A 15,482-nucleotide genomic window follows, 5' to 3' on the forward strand; every position below is an offset into this window, starting at 1 on the left:
ATGCGCAGTTTTCAGCCGCGCTGGCGCTTGGGCAGCACATCCTTGAGCTTGGCGTGCATGCTGCGCAGGGTCTTTTCGGTAGCGGCCCAGTCGATGCAGGCGTCGGTAACCGACACCCCATACTGCAACTCGTCGAGATTCTTCGGAATGGCCTGGCAGCCCCAGTTCAGATGGCTTTCGACCATCAGGCCGATAATCGACTGGTTGCCTTCGAGGATCTGGTTGGCCACGTTCTCCATGACCAGCGGCTGCAGGGCCGGGTCCTTGTTGGAATTGGCGTGGCTGCAGTCGACCATGATGTTTGGCTTGATCTTGGCCTTGACCAGGTCTTGTTCGCACAGTGCGACACTCACCGAGTCATAGTTGGGTTTACCGTTGCCGCCGCGCAGCACAACGTGGCCGTAGGCGTTGCCCTTGGTGGTGACGATGGAGACACCACCTTCCTGGTTGATGCCCAGGAAACGATGGGGCTTGGAGACTGACTGCAGGGCGTTTATCGCCACGGTCAGGCCGCCATCGGTACCGTTCTTGAAGCCGACCGCCGAGGACAAGCCGGAGGCCATTTCGCGGTGGGTCTGGGATTCTGTGGTGCGTGCGCCAATGGCCGACCAGCTGATCAGGTCCTGCAGGTACTGCGGGGAGATCGGGTCGAGTGCTTCGGTGGCGGTGGGCAGGCCCATCTCGGCCAGATCCAGCAGCAACTGGCGGCCAATGTGCAGGCCGTCCTGGATCTTGAATGAGTCATCCAGGTACGGGTCGTTGATCAGGCCCTTCCAGCCGACAGTGGTGCGTGGCTTCTCAAAGTACACGCGCATGACCAGATACAGAGTGTCGGAAACCTCCTCAGCCAGTACCTTCAGGCGCTCGGCATACTCGTGGGCGGCCTTGATGTCATGGATCGAGCAGGGGCCGACCACCACGAACAGGCGATGGTCCTTGCCGTCGAGGATATTGCGCACCACTTCACGGCCGGCAGTCACGGTCTGCAGGGCCTTGGTGCTGAGGGGAATTTCCTTCTTGAGCTGATCAGGGGTGATCAAGGTCTCGTTGGAGGCAACGTTAAGGTCATCGATCGGTAAATCAGCCATCGTGTTACTCGTCAGGTCACGGGTGCCGGCCGCCAGCAATCCCCGTGCGGCCCAGCAGCAGATTGTTCGCAGCGGGGAGGCCGAACCTTAGCGCGTTAGCGGGGGCGCGACAATGGGCTGGGCCCGTCGATACGGGGTTTTTGCCTGGCAAGCGGCATTTGGGCGCGAGCTCGCTGCCCTGCGGGATGATTTCGCCGTGGCAGCGACACCTGGGTATAGTGGCTGACCAATAACAATGACTCTTGACCAGGAGCACTGCATGGCATCCCTCGACCCTCAGGTGGGCAATCCCCGCATCGGCATCATCGGCAGCGGCGCAATCGGTGGCTTCTATGGCGTGATGCTGGCCCGAGCCGGTTTCGACGTACACTTTCTGCTGCGCAGTGAATATCAGGTCGTGCGTGAGCAGGGGCTGCAGCTAGACAGCGCCGTGCATGGTCAGGTGCGCATGTCCGTGCAGGCCTACGCCTCTGCCGCCGACATGCCGCCTTGCGACTGGCTACTGGTAGGGGCCAAAGCCACCAGCAATGCCGAACTGGCGCCCTTGATCGTACAAGCCGCAGCACCGCAGGCCAGGGTGGTATTGCTACAGAACGGCCTTGGGGTCGAGGAGCAACTGCGCCCGGCCTTGCGCCCGGACATGCACCTGCTGGGCGGGTTGTGCTTCATCTGTGTCAACCGCGAGCGCCCCGGGGTGATTCGTCACCAGTCGCTGGGCGCGGTGAACCTTGGCTATCACAGTGGGCCCGCACCAGATGATGCAGCGGTCGTGGTGGAGGAGGGAGCGGCGCTGTTCCGGGCTGCGGGCATCGATTCCCAGGCCATGGCCGACCTCGACCAGGCGCGGTGGCAGAAGCTGGTGTGGAACGTGCCCTACAACGGCCTTTCGGTGCTGCTGCAGGCCAGCACCACACCTTTGATGAGCGATGCCGACAGCCGTGCGCTGATCCAGGCGTTGATGGCCGAAGTGGTGGCGGGCGCCAAGGCCTGTGGCCGTGAGCTGCCGGCGGGTTACGCCGAGCACCTGTTCCGCGTCACCGAGAAGATGCCGGACTACTGGCCAAGCATGTACCACGATCATGCCTTGCAGCGGCCGTTGGAACTGCAGGCAATCTACGCCGAACCCTTGGCCCGTGCCCGTGCGGTTGGTTGCGAGCTGCCGCGCATGCAGGCGCTATATCAGGCCCTTATGTTTATCGACCGGCGCAACCGCTCGGCCTGAAGGTCGCGGTGGCCCTGCGCCGGACGGCCAGGCGGCTGTCCATGGCGCTGCTAAGCTCAAGCTTGCTCTGCCGTCGCGGCAGTCGAGGAGGTCGAATGATCCGTTCCATGCTGTTCGCCACGGACCTCGGTGTGTATGCGCCCTTCATCATGCAGCACGCTCTGGCCCTGGCGCGGACCTTCAACGCAGAGCTGTATGTGATTCATGCCGTGGAGCCTATGGGGCAGTTCGCTGAATCCTTGCTGCAAAGTTACCTGGACGAACAAACCCTCGACACGTTGCACAGTGAGGGCGTCAATACCGTCATGGCCAATATCGAGCAGCGGGTGCTGGAGAACTTTCGCGAAGAGCTGGGTGAGGTCGCCGACCTGGCGCTGATCCGTGCAGTACGGGTGCGTCAGGGGGACCCTGCCCAGGTGATCCTCGAACAGGCCCAGCGCCTGGCGGTCGATCTGCTGATTTTCGGCAGCCACAGTGCAGGGGCGGGAGTGGATGTGCCGATCGGTCGCACGGCCGTGCGGCTGCTGCAACTGTCGCCGGTGCCGGTGTACATGGTGCCGTTGGCCCAGCATCTTGGACGTAGGAAAGTGTGAGCCTGGCGGTAGGGCGTTTTCCTACGGACGTAACAAAATAGTTCTAGATTTATTTCTCAAGCCACTAATATAGTTATAACTCGTCGCTGCCGGCGCGCCGGTGACCTACCGCCTTTGAGGGATATCTATGAAGCTTCAGCAACTGCGCTACATCTGGGAAGTAGCGCACCATGACCTCAACGTTTCCGCGACGGCGCAGAGCCTCTACACCTCCCAGCCTGGCATCAGCAAGCAGATTCGCCTGCTCGAGGATGAGCTGGGCGTCGAAGTCTTCGCCCGCAGTGGCAAGCATCTGACTCGCGTCACCCCAGCGGGCGAGCGCATCATCAGTACCGCCGGCGAGATTCTGCGCAAGGTCGAGAGCATCAAGCAGATCGCCCAGGAATTCTCCAACGAGAAGAAAGGCACATTGTCGATCGCCACCACCCATACCCAGGCGCGCTATGCGCTGCCGCCGGTGATCAGCAACTTCATCAAGCAATACCCGGAAGTCGCCCTGCACATGCACCAGGGCTCGCCGATGCAGATCGCCGAGATGGCGGCCGACGGTACCGTCGACTTCGCCATTGCCACCGAAGCCCTTGAGTTGTTCGGCGATCTGATCATGATGCCGTGCTACAAGTGGAACCGTTGCGTGGTAGTGCCTCAGGGGCACCCACTGACCAAGCTGCCGAAGCTGACCCTGGAGGCAGTGGCCGAGTATCCGATCGTCACCTATGTATTCGGCTTCACTGGCCGTTCCAAGCTCGACGAGGCGTTCAACCACCGTGGCCTGACGCCGAAGGTGGTGTTCACCGCCGCCGACGCCGACGTGATCAAGACTTATGTGCGCCTGGGCCTGGGCGTGGGTATCGTGGCCAAGATGGCGGTGGACCCGAAACTCGACAGCGACCTGGTGTGCCTGGATGCCAGCGAGTTGTTCGAGGCCAGCATCACCAAGATCGGCTTCCGTCGCGGCACTTTCCTGCGTGGTTTCATGTGCGACTTCATCGAGAAGTTCGCGCCGCACCTGACTCGCGAGGTGATGGCCAAGGCGATCCAGTGCCACAACAAGCAGGAGCTCGAAGAGCTGTTCGAGGGTGTCGAGCTGCCGGTGCACTGACCTGAAATAACTGGGGCCGCTTTGCGGCCCCAGTCGTTTATGCCTTGCTGATCAGGTTGCCCGCGTGCAACCCGCATTCCTTCTGGGTCGACTCCTCCCACCACCAGCGTCCTTCCCGCTCATGCTGGTTCGGCAGCACCGGGCGAGTGCACGGCTCGCAGCCGATGCTGATGAAGCCGCGCTCGTGCAGGCTGTTGTAGGGCAGTTCGAGCATGCGGATATAGCCCCAGACTTCCTCGCTGGTCATCTGCGCCAACGGGTTGAACTTGTACAGGGGGCGTTCGGGAGTTGAAAAGGCGCTGTCGATTTCCAGGGCCGCCACCTGGCTGCGGGTGCCGGGGCTCTGGTCGCGACGTTGGCCGGTGGCCCAGGCGCTCACGGTGGCCAGCTTGCGGCGCAGCGGCTCGATCTTGCGGATGCCGCAGCACTCGCCATGGCCGTCCTTGTAGAAGCTGAACAGGCCCTTTTCCTTGACGAACGGGTCGAGCTTATCGCGGTTCGGGCTGAGGATTTCGATCGGCAGGTTGTACTGCTCGCGCACCTGGTCGATGAAGCGGTAGGTTTCCGGGTGCAGGCGACCGGTATCTAGGCTGAACACCTTGACCTGTTTGTTCAGCTTCCAGGCCATGTCCACCAGCACCACATCCTCGGCACCGCTGAAGGAGATCCACAGGTCGTCGCCGAAGTGCTCGAAGGCGAGCTTGAGGATCTCCTGCGGGGACTTGCTGGCGTAGGTCGCGGCCAGGGCGGCGACGTCGAAGGGTTGGCTCATCAGGCGGTTTCCATCGGGTGAGTGGCGCTGTGCGCTCGTAGTGGTCAGATGGTAACAAAAAATGGCGGGGCAGACCCATGGCGATCGCCGGGCAAGCCTGCTCCCACGGAGTTCTACAAGGCTTGCAGCGTTTCCAGCAGCACGCGCACCTTGGCGATCGACTCTTCGTATTCGGCCTGCCAATCCGAATCAGCCACCACCGCGCCACCGCCCCAGCAACTGACCTGACCGTCCTTGACCAGCAGGCTGCGGATGGCGATCGAACTGTCCATCTCGCCGCGCACGTCGAGGTATAGCAGCGAGCCGCAGTACAGGGTTCTGCGTGTCGGTTCCAGCTCATCGATGATCTGCATGGCGCGGATTTTTGGAGCGCCGGTGATCGAGCCGCCGGGGAAGCTGCCTGCAATCAGATCCAGGGCATCCTTGTCGGCGGCCAGGTGGCCGACCACGCTGCTGACCAGGTGGTGGACGTTGGGGTAGCTCTCCAGGCTGAACAGCTCCGGCACCTTCACCGAGCCGATCTGGCAGGTGCGGCCGATGTCATTGCGCAGCAGGTCGACGATCATCAGGTTTTCCGAGCGGTCCTTGGGGCTGGCTAGCAACTCGGCAGCGTTGCGGGCGTCCTCGGCGGGGTCGGCAGAGCGCGGGCGGGTACCTTTGATCGGCCGGGTCTCGACCTCGCCTTGGCTGACGTGGATGAAGCGTTCGGGCGAGAAGCTCAGCAGGGCTGTGCCTTCATCCAGCTGCTGGTAGCCGGAAAACGGCGTCGGGCAGGCGGCGCGCAGGGCCTGGTAGGCGCGCCATGGGTCGCCCTGGCAGGGTGCGCGGAAGCGCTGGGTGAGGTTGATCTGGTAGCAGTCGCCGGCCTGGATGTAGCGCTGCACCTGATCGAACGCCCCCCGGTACTGCTCGGGGCGAAGGTCGCCGGTCATGGGGGCCAGCAGGTGGAAGTCACCGCTATCGCCCGGGGTGCTGGCCTCGAACAACGCGATGAGCCGTTGCCGTTCGTCCTCGGGCAGGCGCGGGTGGAACACCAGCTGGCTGCTGCACAGCCGATGGTCGGACACCAGTGCCCAGGCATACAGCCCCAGCCGGGCGTCGGGCAGGCCGAGGTCGTCGACAGCGTGCGTCGGCAATTGCTCCAGGCGCCGGCCAAAGTCGTAGCTCAGGTAGCCGATCAGGCCGCCGGCGAAGGGCAGCTCTATGCCCTCGGGCAGTCGGGCTTCCCCAAGGTCCGCCAGTGCCTGGCGCAGGCGCTGCAGGTAAACCTGGCCGTCTTCATCGCTGCGTGCCTGCAGCTGTTGCAGGGGCCAGGCGCTGAGCAGGTCGTAGCGACCGCGTTCGGCACCCGGACGGGCGCTGTCGAGCAGGATCGCGCCGGGCGCGCGGCGCAGGCGTTCGAAGTAGAAGGCGGGGTCGGGCTGGTAGGGCAGGGGGTGCAGCGTACAGGTCGGCATCAGAGTGGACGGCGATGAAAAAGCGAGGAGGGCGATTGTAGACCTGTGGGGGGGATGCGCCTAGCGTCGGCAGCGACATTCGCATGTTGTGTCTCGCCTCGGGGTCGCTATGCGACCCTTTCGCCGCGGTTCGTCGTCACGACAAGCCGGCTCCCACAGGTGTTGTGTGATCCTTGTGGGAACTGGCTTGTAGTAGCGACGAACCGCAAAGGGCTGCAGAGCAGCCCCCGAGCATCACTGCGGATGAACGTGTCCGAACAGGCCTTGCGAAACCTTCACGCGTTGCTCGGCATCCTCGCTGCGACCTTCCTTGGCCAGCATCTCCAGGTGCGCCTCGATGGCGTGGGTGCGTTGCGTGAGCCCGCAGTCGTTGGCGATCTGGATGTTCAAGCCGGGGCGGGCGTTGAGCTCGAGGATCAGCGGGCCCTTGTCCTGGTCCAGCACCATGTCCACACCGATGTAGCCCAGGCCGCACAGCTCGTAGCAGCTGGCGGCAAGCTTCATGAAGCCGTCCCAGTTCGGCAGCTGCACGCCGTCGACCGCGTTGGTGGTGTCGGGGTGCTTGCTGATGATCTTGTTCAGCCAGGTGCCGCGCAGCGTCAGGCCGGTGGCCAGGTCCACGCCGACGCCGATGGCGCCCTGGTGCAGGTTGGCCTTGCCGCCGGACTGGCGGGTCGGCAAGCGCAGCATGGCCATCACCGGGTAGCCCATCAGCACGATGATGCGGATGTCGGGCACGCCCTCATAGCTGATGCTCTTGAAGATCTGGTCCGGGGTGACCCGGTACTCGATCAGCGCGCGGTCGCGGTGCCCGCCCAGCGAATACAGGCCGGTAAGGATGCTGGAGATCTGGTGCTCGATCTCCTCGTGGCTGATGATCTTGCCCGAAACCGTGCGGTAGCGGTCCTCGAAGCGGTCGGCGATCACCAGGATGCCGTCACCGCCGGCGCCCTGGGCCGGCTTGATGACGAAGTCGCTGCGCCCGCCGATGATCTCGTCGAGCTTCTCGATCTGCTTCTCGGTCTCGATGATGCCGTACATCTCCGGCACATGGATGCCGGCCGCCAGGGCGCGCTCCTTGGTAATGATCTTGTCGTCGACGATCGGGTACAGGTGGCGCTTGTTGTACTTCAACACGTAGTCAGCGTTGCGCCGGTTGATGCCCATGATGCCCCGGGCCTCCAGGGCTTTCCACGTCTTGATCAGGCCGAACATCAGGCGTCAGCCTTCTTCAGGAATGCCTTGAAGCGCACGAGCTCGGTCAAGCGGTAGCCGCGGTAGCGACCCATCGCCAGCATGAAGCCCACCAGGATCAGCAGCACCGCCGGGAAGGTGAAGACGAAGTACACGGCTTCCGGCACGGTCATCAGCAGGTGCGCGATGGAGGCGGCGAACAGGGTGCCGACGGCCACTTTCATGGCATGGCCGCCGCCACGTTCTTCCCAGGTGATCGACAGGCGTTCGATGGTCATGGTCAGGATCACCATCGGGAACAGCGCCACCGACAAGCCGCGTTCCAGGCCCAGCTTGTGGCTGAACAGGCTGATGGCGGCGATCAGCACCACGACGAAGGTCAACACCACCGACAGGCGGGGCAGCATCTGCAGCTTGAGGTGTTCCAGGTAAGAGCGCAGCGACAGGCCCAGGGCGGTGATCACCGTGAACAGAATGATGCCGAAGCCCAGTTGCGTCTCGCGGAAGGCCAGGGCGATCAACACCGGGGTGAAGGTGCCCAGGGTCTGGATGCCGATCAGGTTGCGCAGCACCAGGATCACCAGCACGCCGATCGGGATCATCACCATGATCATGAAGGTCTGCTGGGTCTGCAGCGGCAGGCCGTAGAGCGAGTATTCGAGGAAGTCGGCGTCGGTGTTCTCGTCGGTCAGCTTGGCCAGGCGGATGGCGTTCATCTCGCTGTTGTTCATGCTGAAGGTGACGGTGGCCTTCTTGCCGCCATCGACGGTGATCAGGTTGTCGTCGCCGGTCCACCACAGCAGGCGGTCGCTGGGCAGGCCTTGCTCGCCGGTTTCCGGGTTGAAGTACAGCCAGTCGTTGCCGTTGAAGCTGCGCAGCCACAGTTCGGGACTCTGTGGGGTGTCTGCCACCAGGCGGATGGTGTGGACCTTCTCCAGCGGAACGTGGGCGATGGACAGCAGCAAGTCGATGACCTGGGCTTTCTTCAGCGGCGAGTTGTCGCCGGCCAGCAGCAGCTTGGCGTTGTCGTCGTTGGCGTTGTTGACCCGCTTGATGGTCTCGCTGACGAAGGTCTCGACGTCGGCCGAGTGCTGGCGGATCGGTGCCATCAGTGCTTCGGCGGCGATCTTCTCCGGGCCTTCGACCGCCAGGCTGTCGCGGAAGGTCGGGCCCTTGATCTTGGCCTTCTCGGTGCTGTAGCGCTTGGTCAGCACCAGGCGGTAGTAAAGAGTCTGGTTGCCGCTGGCGCGACGGGCCGACCAGGTCACCTTGCGGTTTCCGTCGGCGCGGTTGACGCTGACCCCGTAGTTGTTGGAGATGAAGCTCTCGTTGAGGCTCACGTAGTCACGGTTCAGCGGGGGCACGAACATCTGCACCTTGACCGGGTCCTTGGCGCTGGCAACGAACTCGACCTTGGCGTCGATGTTCCACAGGTCATCGGTCTCGTCCTCGGTCACCGGGATGCCGAGGGCGAAGATCTGGTAGGCCGTGATCGCGATGCCCAGCACCACCAGGACGGTGATCAGGACTTTCAAGTGGAGGGTAAGAGAGCGCATCGGAATTACTCTGCTTTGGGAGCTTCGGTGGCACAGGCAGGTTTGCCGGCCGCGTATTTAAGGCTTGGGTCGACCAGCGCACCGAAGTGCTTGAGGGCCTCGGAGCCGATCAGCAGCGGGAACTGGAAGGCGCTGCGGTCGGTGAGGTTGACCTCGATGGTGCGTCGCGTCTGGCCCATGCAGATGTCGAGTTCGATGACTGGACGCGCAGTGTAGGCCTTGCCCGAGTCGGCGTCATAGTCCCCAGCGCGGCGCTTGATCTTGCTGACGCGGGCCAGGGGGCGTTCGATGGGGTGCTTGTGCGCGGCGTCGATGGCCAGGTAGAAGCGCACCCAGCTCTCGCCGTTGCGCTTGAAGCGCTTGATGTCGCGGGCACTGAGCGAGGCGGTCTTGGCGCCGGTATCGAGCTTGGCTGCCACTTCCAGGTCAAGGTCGCCCAAGCGGGCGTATTCGTTGAGACCGTACACGGTCTTTTCGGCCGCGGGCGCGAGTGCCGGCAGCAGGGTCAGGCAGAGCAGCAATGAAGCGGGTTTGAGTCTCATAATCCTGGCGCGGTGCTGTGCAAAGTTCAGGGCAAGGCGACTGGCCAAGCGTCCTCATTGATCTGTCATGGGCATGAAATGATGACAGACACACTATCCATGCTCCCGAAGGAGCGCGGCATTCTATCACGCCGGTGCCTTGACGCCAGCGCGCCCGCGATCTGACCGCGGCTAGGCTTGGTTAGTTCGTTATTAGACGATTGTCGACAATGTTCTTTTTGTCTTTGACTGCGGCTGTCTATTTAGCTAGTTTTGCCGTCATTGATTTTAAAGGTGTCGACAATCATGCTGGATGTATCCCAGGCCGTGGCAGTGCCGCAGGACGAGACCGAGACCCTCTCTGAGCATGTCTTTCGGCGTATCCAGGCCGCCATCGTCAAGGGCGAGATCGCCCCCGGCAGCAAGATTTCCGAGCCTGAACTTGCGCGCACCTACGGCATCAGCCGCGGCCCGCTGCGCGAGGCCATCCACCGTCTCGAAGGCCAGCGCCTGCTGGTGCGCGTGCCGCATGTCGGCGCCCGGGTGGTATCGCTGAGCCACGCCGAGCTGATCGAACTGTACGAAATCCGTGAGTCGCTCGAAGGCATGGCCTGCCGCCTGGCCGCCGAGCGCATGAGCCAGGCCGCCATCGACGAACTGCGCCATGTGCTCGATACCCATGAGCGCGATGCCGCGTTCCAGGCCGGGCAGGGCTACTACCAGCAGGAAGGCGATTACGACTTCCACTACCGGATCATCCAGGGCAGCGGCAACCAGACCTTGTACAAGATGCTCTGCGGCGAGCTGTACCAACTGGTGCGGATGTACCGCATCCAGTTCTCCTCCACGCCCAACCGCCCGCGCCAGGCCTTCGCCGAGCACCACCGTATCCTCGATGCCATCGAAGCCCGCGACGGTGAGCTTGCAGAACTCCTGATGCGCCGCCACATCGGCGCGTCCAAACGCAATATCGAGCGCCACTACCAGGGTGCCGACAACAATAGCCCACGAGGTGAGTCATGACAGTGAAGAGCACGCCCGGCCAGCGTTTCCGCGACGCGGTCGCCGCCGAACATCCGCTGCAGGTGGTCGGGACCATCAACGCCAATCACGCCCTGCTGGCCAAGCGCGCCGGTTTCAAGGCCATCTACCTCTCCGGCGGCGGTGTCGCCGCCGGCTCCCTGGGCTTGCCGGACCTGGGCATCAGCGGCCTGGACGACGTGCTCACCGATGTGCGCCGCATCACCGACGTGTGCGACCTGCCGCTGCTGGTGGATGTCGACACCGGCTTCGGCGCCTCGGCCTTCAACGTCGCCCGCACCGTCAAGTCGATGAGCAAGTTCGGCGCCGCCGCCATCCATATCGAGGACCAGGTCGGCGCCAAGCGCTGCGGTCACCGCCCGAACAAGGAGATCGTCTCGCAGCAGGAGATGGTCGACCGCATCAAGGCGGCCGTGGATGCCCGCAGCGACGACAGCTTCGTGATCATGGCGCGCACCGACGCCCTGGCGGTGGAAGGCCTCAATGCCGCGCTGGACCGCGCCGCCGCCTGCATCGAGGCCGGCGCCGACATGATCTTCCCCGAGGCGATCACCGAGTTGCACATGTACAAGACCTTCGCCGACCGGGTGAAGGCGCCGATCCTGGCCAATATCACCGAGTTCGGCGCCACGCCGCTGTACACCACCGAGGAACTGGCCTCGGTCGACGTGTCGCTGGTGCTCTACCCGCTGTCGGCCTTCCGCGCCATGAACAAGGCGGCCGAGAACGTCTACACCGCGCTGCGCCGCGACGGTACCCAGAAGAACGTGATCGACACCATGCAGACCCGCATGGAGCTCTACGATGCCATCGGCTACCACGCCTTCGAGCAGAGCCTCGATGCATTGTTCGCGCAGAAGAAAGGGTAAGCGAATGCCTGTACCGGCCCTGCGACAGGGCCGGTACGAATCACCAGGATTAGCCAGCAAGACTTCGATAACAAATTCAAGAAAGGAGAAACACCATGGCCGAAGCAAAAGTACTCAGTGGGGCGGGCCTGCGTGGCCAGGTGGCCGGCCAGACCGCGCTGTCGACCGTCGGCCAGGCCGGCGCCGGCCTGACCTACCGCGGCTATGACGTGCGCGACCTGGCCGCAGGCGCCGAGTTCGAGGAAGTGGCCTACCTGCTGCTCTACGGCGAGCTGCCGAGCAAGGCCGAGCTTGTCGACTACAAGCGCAAGCTCAAGGGGCTGCGCGACCTGCCGCAAGCGCTGAAGGAAGTGCTCGAGCGCATCCCGCGCGATGCACACCCGATGGACGTGATGCGTACCGGGTGCTCGGTGCTCGGTACCCTGGAGCCCGAGCTGACCTTCGACACCCAGCGCGACAAGACCGACCGCCTGCTGGCGCTGTTCCCGGCGGTGATGTGCTACTGGTACCGCTACACCCACCACGGCGTGCGTATCGACTGCAGCAGCGACGAAGACACCCTGGGCGGCCACTTCCTGCACCTGCTGCACGGCAAGAAGCCCAGCGAGCTGCACGTCAAGGTGATGAACGTCTCGCTGATCCTTTACGCCGAGCACGAATTCAACGCCTCGACCTTCACTGCCCGGGTCTGCGCCTCGACCCTGTCCGATTTGTACTCCTGCGTGACCGCCGCCATCGGCTCGCTGCGCGGTCCGCTGCACGGTGGTGCCAACGAGGCGGCCATGGAGCTGATCGAGCGCTTCCAGAGCCCGCAGGAAGCCACTGCCGAGCTGCTGCGCATGCTCGAGCGCAAGGACAAGATCATGGGCTTCGGTCATGCCATCTACAAAGAGTCCGACCCGCGCAACGAGGTGATCAAGGGCTGGGCCAAGCAGTTGGCCGACGAAGTGGGCGACAAGGTCCTGTACCCGGTCTCCGAAGCCATCGACAAGACCATGTGGGAGCAGAAGCGCCTGTTCCCCAACGCCGACTTCTACCACGCCTCGGCGTACCACTTCATGGGCATCCCGACCAAGCTGTTCACCCCGATCTTCGTCTGCTCGCGCCTGACCGGCTGGGCCGCGCACGTGTTCGAGCAGCGCGCCAACAACCGCATCATCCGCCCGAGCGCCGAGTACGTCGGCGTCGAGCAGCGCCAGTTCGTGCCGATCGAGCAGCGCTGAGGCAACGACCGCTGGGGCTGCCATGCAGCCCTTTCGCCGGCAAGCCGGCTCCCACAATGTCCATGCGTTGCTGTGGGAGCCGGCTTGCCGGCGATGGGGGCGCAGCGCCCCCAAAGGCCTGACCTGCAAACCGAATACCGTGAGCCCGATAACGATATGAACACCGCATTCCGCAAGAACCTGCCAGGGACCGCCCTGGACTACTTCGACGCCCGTGCCGCGGTCGAGGCGATCAAGCCCGGCGCTTACGACGGCCTGCCGTATACCTCCCGCGTGCTGGCGGAAAACCTGGTGCGTCGCTGCGATCCGGCCACCCTCGATGCATCGCTCGAGCAACTGATCGAGCGCAAGCGCGACCTCGACTTCCCCTGGTTCCCGGCCCGCGTGGTGTGCCACGACATCCTTGGCCAGACCGCCCTGGTCGACCTCGCCGGGCTGCGTGACGCCATCGCCGACAAAGGCGGCGACCCGGCCGCGGTAAATCCGGTGGTGCCGGTGCAACTGATCGTCGACCATTCGCTGGCCGTGGAATGCGGTGGCTTCGATCCGCAGGCGTTCGACAAGAACCGCGCCATTGAAGACCGCCGCAACGAAGACCGCTTCCACTTCATCAACTGGACCAAGCAGGCGTTCAAGAACGTCGACGTGATCCAGCCGGGCAACGGCATCATGCACCAGATCAACCTGGAGAAGATGTCGCCGGTGATCCACAACGACCGCGGCGTGGCCTACCCTGACACTTGCGTCGGCACCGACAGCCATACGCCGCATGTCGACGCCCTGGGCGTGATCGCCATCGGTGTCGGTGGCCTGGAGGCCGAAAACGTCATGCTCGGCCGCGCCTCGTGGATGCGCCTGCCGGAGATCGTCGGCGTCGAGCTGACCGGGCGCCTGGCGCCGAACATCACCGCTACCGACCTGGTACTGGCCCTGACCGAGTTCCTGCGCAAGCAGAAGGTGGTCGGCGCCTACCTCGAATTCCACGGTGCCGGCGCCAGCGCGCTGACCCTGGGCGACCGCGCCACCATCTCCAACATGGCCCCGGAGTACGGCGCCACCGCGGCGATGTTCGCCATCGACCAGCAGACCATCGACTACCTCAAGCTGACCGGCCGCGATGACCAGCAGGTGCAGTTGGTGGAAACCTACGCCAAGGTCGCCGGCCTGTGGGCCGACAGTCTGGCCAAGGCCGAGTATGAGCGCACCCTGAGCTTCGACCTGTCGAGCGTGGTGCGTAACATGGCAGGCCCGTCCAACCCGCACGCGCGCGTGGCCACCAGCGACCTGGCGGCCAAGGGCATTGCCGGGCAATGGCAAGAAGTGCCGGGGCAGATGCCGGATGGCGCGGTGATCATCGCCGCCATCACCAGCTGCACCAACACCAGCAACCCGCGCAACGTGATCGCCGCTGGCCTTATCGCCCGCAACGCCAACAAGCTTGGCCTGGTGCGCAAGCCGTGGGTCAAGTCGTCGCTGGCGCCGGGCTCCAAGGCGGTGCAGCTGTACTTGAAGGAAGCAGGCCTGGAACAGGAGCTGGAGCAATTGGGCTTCGGCATCGTCGCCTTCGCCTGCACCACCTGTAATGGCATGTCCGGCGCGCTCGACCCGGTGATCCAGCAGGAGATCATCGATCGCGACCTGTACGCCACCGCGGTGCTGTCGGGCAACCGCAACTTCGACGGGCGTATCCACCCCTACGCCAAGCAGGCGTTCCTCGCGTCGCCGCCGCTGGTGGTGGCCTACGCCATTGCCGGTACCATCCGTTTCGACATCGAGAAGGACGTGCTGGGCGTGGTCGACGGCAAGGAGATCCGCCTCAAGGACATCTGGCCGAGCGATGAAGAGATCGACGCCGTGGTGCGTGCCTCGGTCAAGCCCGAGCAGTTCCGCCAGGTGTACATCCCGATGTTCGCCATCGAGGAAGACAAGGGGCCGAAGGTCGCGCCGCTGTACGACTGGCGTCCGATGAGCACCTACATTCGCCGCCCGCCGTACTGGGAAGGCGCCCTGGCCGGTGAGCGTACCCTGCGCGGCATGCGCCCTCTGGCGGTGCTGCCGGACAACATCACCACCGACCACCTGTCGCCGTCCAACGCCATCCTGCTGGATAGCGCCGCCGGTGAATACCTGGCGAAGATGGGCCTGCCGGAGGAAGACTTCAACTCCTACGCCACCCACCGTGGCGACCACCTGACCGCGCAGCGCGCCACCTTCGCCAACCCCAAGCTGTTCAACGAGATGGTGCGCAAGGACGACGGCAGCGTGAAGCAGGGTTCGCTGGCGCGTATCGAGCCGGAAGGCAAGGTGACCCGCATGTGGGAGGCCATCGAGACCTACATGCAGCGCAAGCAGCCGCTGATCATCGTCGCCGGTGCCGACTACGGCCAGGGGTCGTCCCGTGACTGGGCGGCCAAGGGTGTGCGTCTGGCGGGCGTCGAGGCGATCGTCGCCGAGGGCTTCGAGCGCATCCACCGGACCAACCTGGTGGGCATGGGCGTGCTGCCGCTGGAGTTCAAGGCAGGCACCGACCGCAACACCCTGGGCCTGGACGGCAGCGAGACCTATGACGTGCTGGGCGAGCGCAAGCCGCGGGCGACGCTGACCCTGGTGGTCACGCGGCGCAACGGCGAGCGTGTCGAGGTGCCGGTGACCTGCCGCCTGGATACCGCCGAAGAGGTGTCGATCTATGAGGCGGGTGGGGTGTTGCAGCGCTTTGCCCAGGACTTCCTGGAAGGCACGGCATAACGCAGATGATGCATAGCGGTCCATGGGAGCGGGCTTGCCCCGCGATGGCCAAGACATCGCCATCGCGGGGCAAGCCCGCTCCCACGGACGGATAAGGAA

At 64.0% G+C, this 15,482-nt stretch carries 13 protein-coding genes; 7 read left to right on the forward strand and 6 right to left on the reverse strand.

The annotated features are described in order from the left end of the window. Positions 1-11: 11 nt before the first annotated feature. Entirely contained in the window at positions 12-1,088 is a 1,077-nt protein-coding gene (locus OH705_RS03755; protein ID WP_031315035.1) for a 3-deoxy-7-phosphoheptulonate synthase, read from the reverse strand. A gap of 259 nt (positions 1,089-1,347) precedes the next feature. Here OH705_RS03755 and OH705_RS03760 point away from each other — a divergent pair, with 259 nt between their 5' ends. The 3 genes from OH705_RS03760 (at position 1,348) to cysB (ending at position 4,005) form a co-directional block, all read left to right on the forward strand. Beyond that, entirely contained in the window at positions 1,348-2,310 is a 963-nt protein-coding gene (locus OH705_RS03760; RefSeq protein WP_267301061.1) for a putative 2-dehydropantoate 2-reductase, read from the forward strand. A gap of 95 nt (positions 2,311-2,405) precedes the next feature. Further along, positions 2,406-2,903 carry a universal stress protein gene (locus OH705_RS03765; RefSeq protein WP_023630447.1) on the forward strand — a complete coding sequence of 166 codons (498 nt, stop codon included), beginning with the start codon at positions 2,406-2,408 and terminating at the stop codon, positions 2,901-2,903. A gap of 127 nt (positions 2,904-3,030) precedes the next feature. Next, positions 3,031-4,005, forward strand: coding sequence for an HTH-type transcriptional regulator CysB (gene cysB / locus OH705_RS03770; RefSeq protein WP_038706444.1), 975 nt, complete (start codon positions 3,031-3,033; stop codon positions 4,003-4,005). 37 nt (positions 4,006-4,042) lie between these two features. On the opposite strand, the gene OH705_RS03775 is transcribed toward cysB, so the two are convergent. The 5 genes from OH705_RS03775 to OH705_RS03795 all read right to left on the reverse strand — a co-directional run bounded on the left by OH705_RS03775 (position 4,043) and on the right by OH705_RS03795 (position 9,526). Further along, on the reverse strand, positions 4,043-4,777 hold the full coding sequence (locus OH705_RS03775) for a phosphoadenylyl-sulfate reductase (RefSeq protein ID WP_023630446.1): 735 nt from the start codon (positions 4,775-4,777) through the stop codon (positions 4,043-4,045). Between the two features lie 113 nt (positions 4,778-4,890). After that, positions 4,891-6,234: an aminodeoxychorismate synthase component I gene (gene pabB, locus OH705_RS03780; protein ID WP_267301065.1), complete on the reverse strand. Its 1,344-nt coding sequence runs from the start codon at positions 6,232-6,234 to the stop codon at positions 4,891-4,893. A 234-nt stretch (positions 6,235-6,468) separates the two neighbouring features. Continuing rightward, on the reverse strand, positions 6,469-7,449 hold the full coding sequence (locus OH705_RS03785; protein ID WP_038706442.1) for an alpha-L-glutamate ligase-like protein: 981 nt from the start codon (positions 7,447-7,449) through the stop codon (positions 6,469-6,471). Beyond that, complete coding sequence (locus OH705_RS03790; protein WP_046854910.1) at positions 7,449-8,984, reverse strand: inactive transglutaminase family protein; 1,536 nt, start codon at positions 8,982-8,984, stop codon at positions 7,449-7,451. Before OH705_RS03790 ends, OH705_RS03785 begins: the two co-directional genes overlap by 1 nt. A gap of 5 nt (positions 8,985-8,989) precedes the next feature. After that, a complete protein-coding gene (locus tag OH705_RS03795; protein ID WP_023629916.1) occupies positions 8,990-9,526 on the reverse strand; it encodes an ATP-dependent zinc protease in 537 nt (178 codons plus the stop codon). Positions 9,527-9,811: 285 nt separating this feature from the next. Between OH705_RS03795 and OH705_RS03800 the strand changes: the two genes are divergently transcribed. The 4 genes from OH705_RS03800 (at position 9,812) to acnD (ending at position 15,383) form a co-directional block, all read left to right on the forward strand. Continuing rightward, positions 9,812-10,528: a GntR family transcriptional regulator gene (locus OH705_RS03800; protein WP_023629917.1), complete on the forward strand. Its 717-nt coding sequence runs from the start codon at positions 9,812-9,814 to the stop codon at positions 10,526-10,528. Next, positions 10,525-11,415 (forward strand): methylisocitrate lyase, encoded by an 891-nt coding sequence (gene prpB, locus OH705_RS03805; protein ID WP_038706441.1) that lies wholly within the window; start codon positions 10,525-10,527, stop codon positions 11,413-11,415. The genes OH705_RS03800 and prpB overlap by 4 nt, the downstream gene beginning before the upstream one ends. A 95-nt stretch (positions 11,416-11,510) precedes the next feature. Then, the gene (gene prpC / locus OH705_RS03810) at positions 11,511-12,638 is read left to right on the forward strand and encodes a bifunctional 2-methylcitrate synthase/citrate synthase (protein WP_038706440.1); all 1,128 of its coding nucleotides are present in this window, start codon (positions 11,511-11,513) and stop codon (positions 12,636-12,638) included. A gap of 156 nt (positions 12,639-12,794) precedes the next feature. Continuing rightward, positions 12,795-15,383 carry a Fe/S-dependent 2-methylisocitrate dehydratase AcnD gene (gene acnD / locus OH705_RS03815; RefSeq protein ID WP_104445119.1) on the forward strand — a complete coding sequence of 863 codons (2,589 nt, stop codon included), beginning with the start codon at positions 12,795-12,797 and terminating at the stop codon, positions 15,381-15,383. The last annotated feature ends 99 nt before the right edge of the window (positions 15,384-15,482 follow it).

This window comes from Pseudomonas sp. BJa3, assembly GCF_026343815.1.
Taxonomy (GTDB): domain Bacteria; phylum Pseudomonadota; class Gammaproteobacteria; order Pseudomonadales; family Pseudomonadaceae; genus Aquipseudomonas; species Aquipseudomonas soli.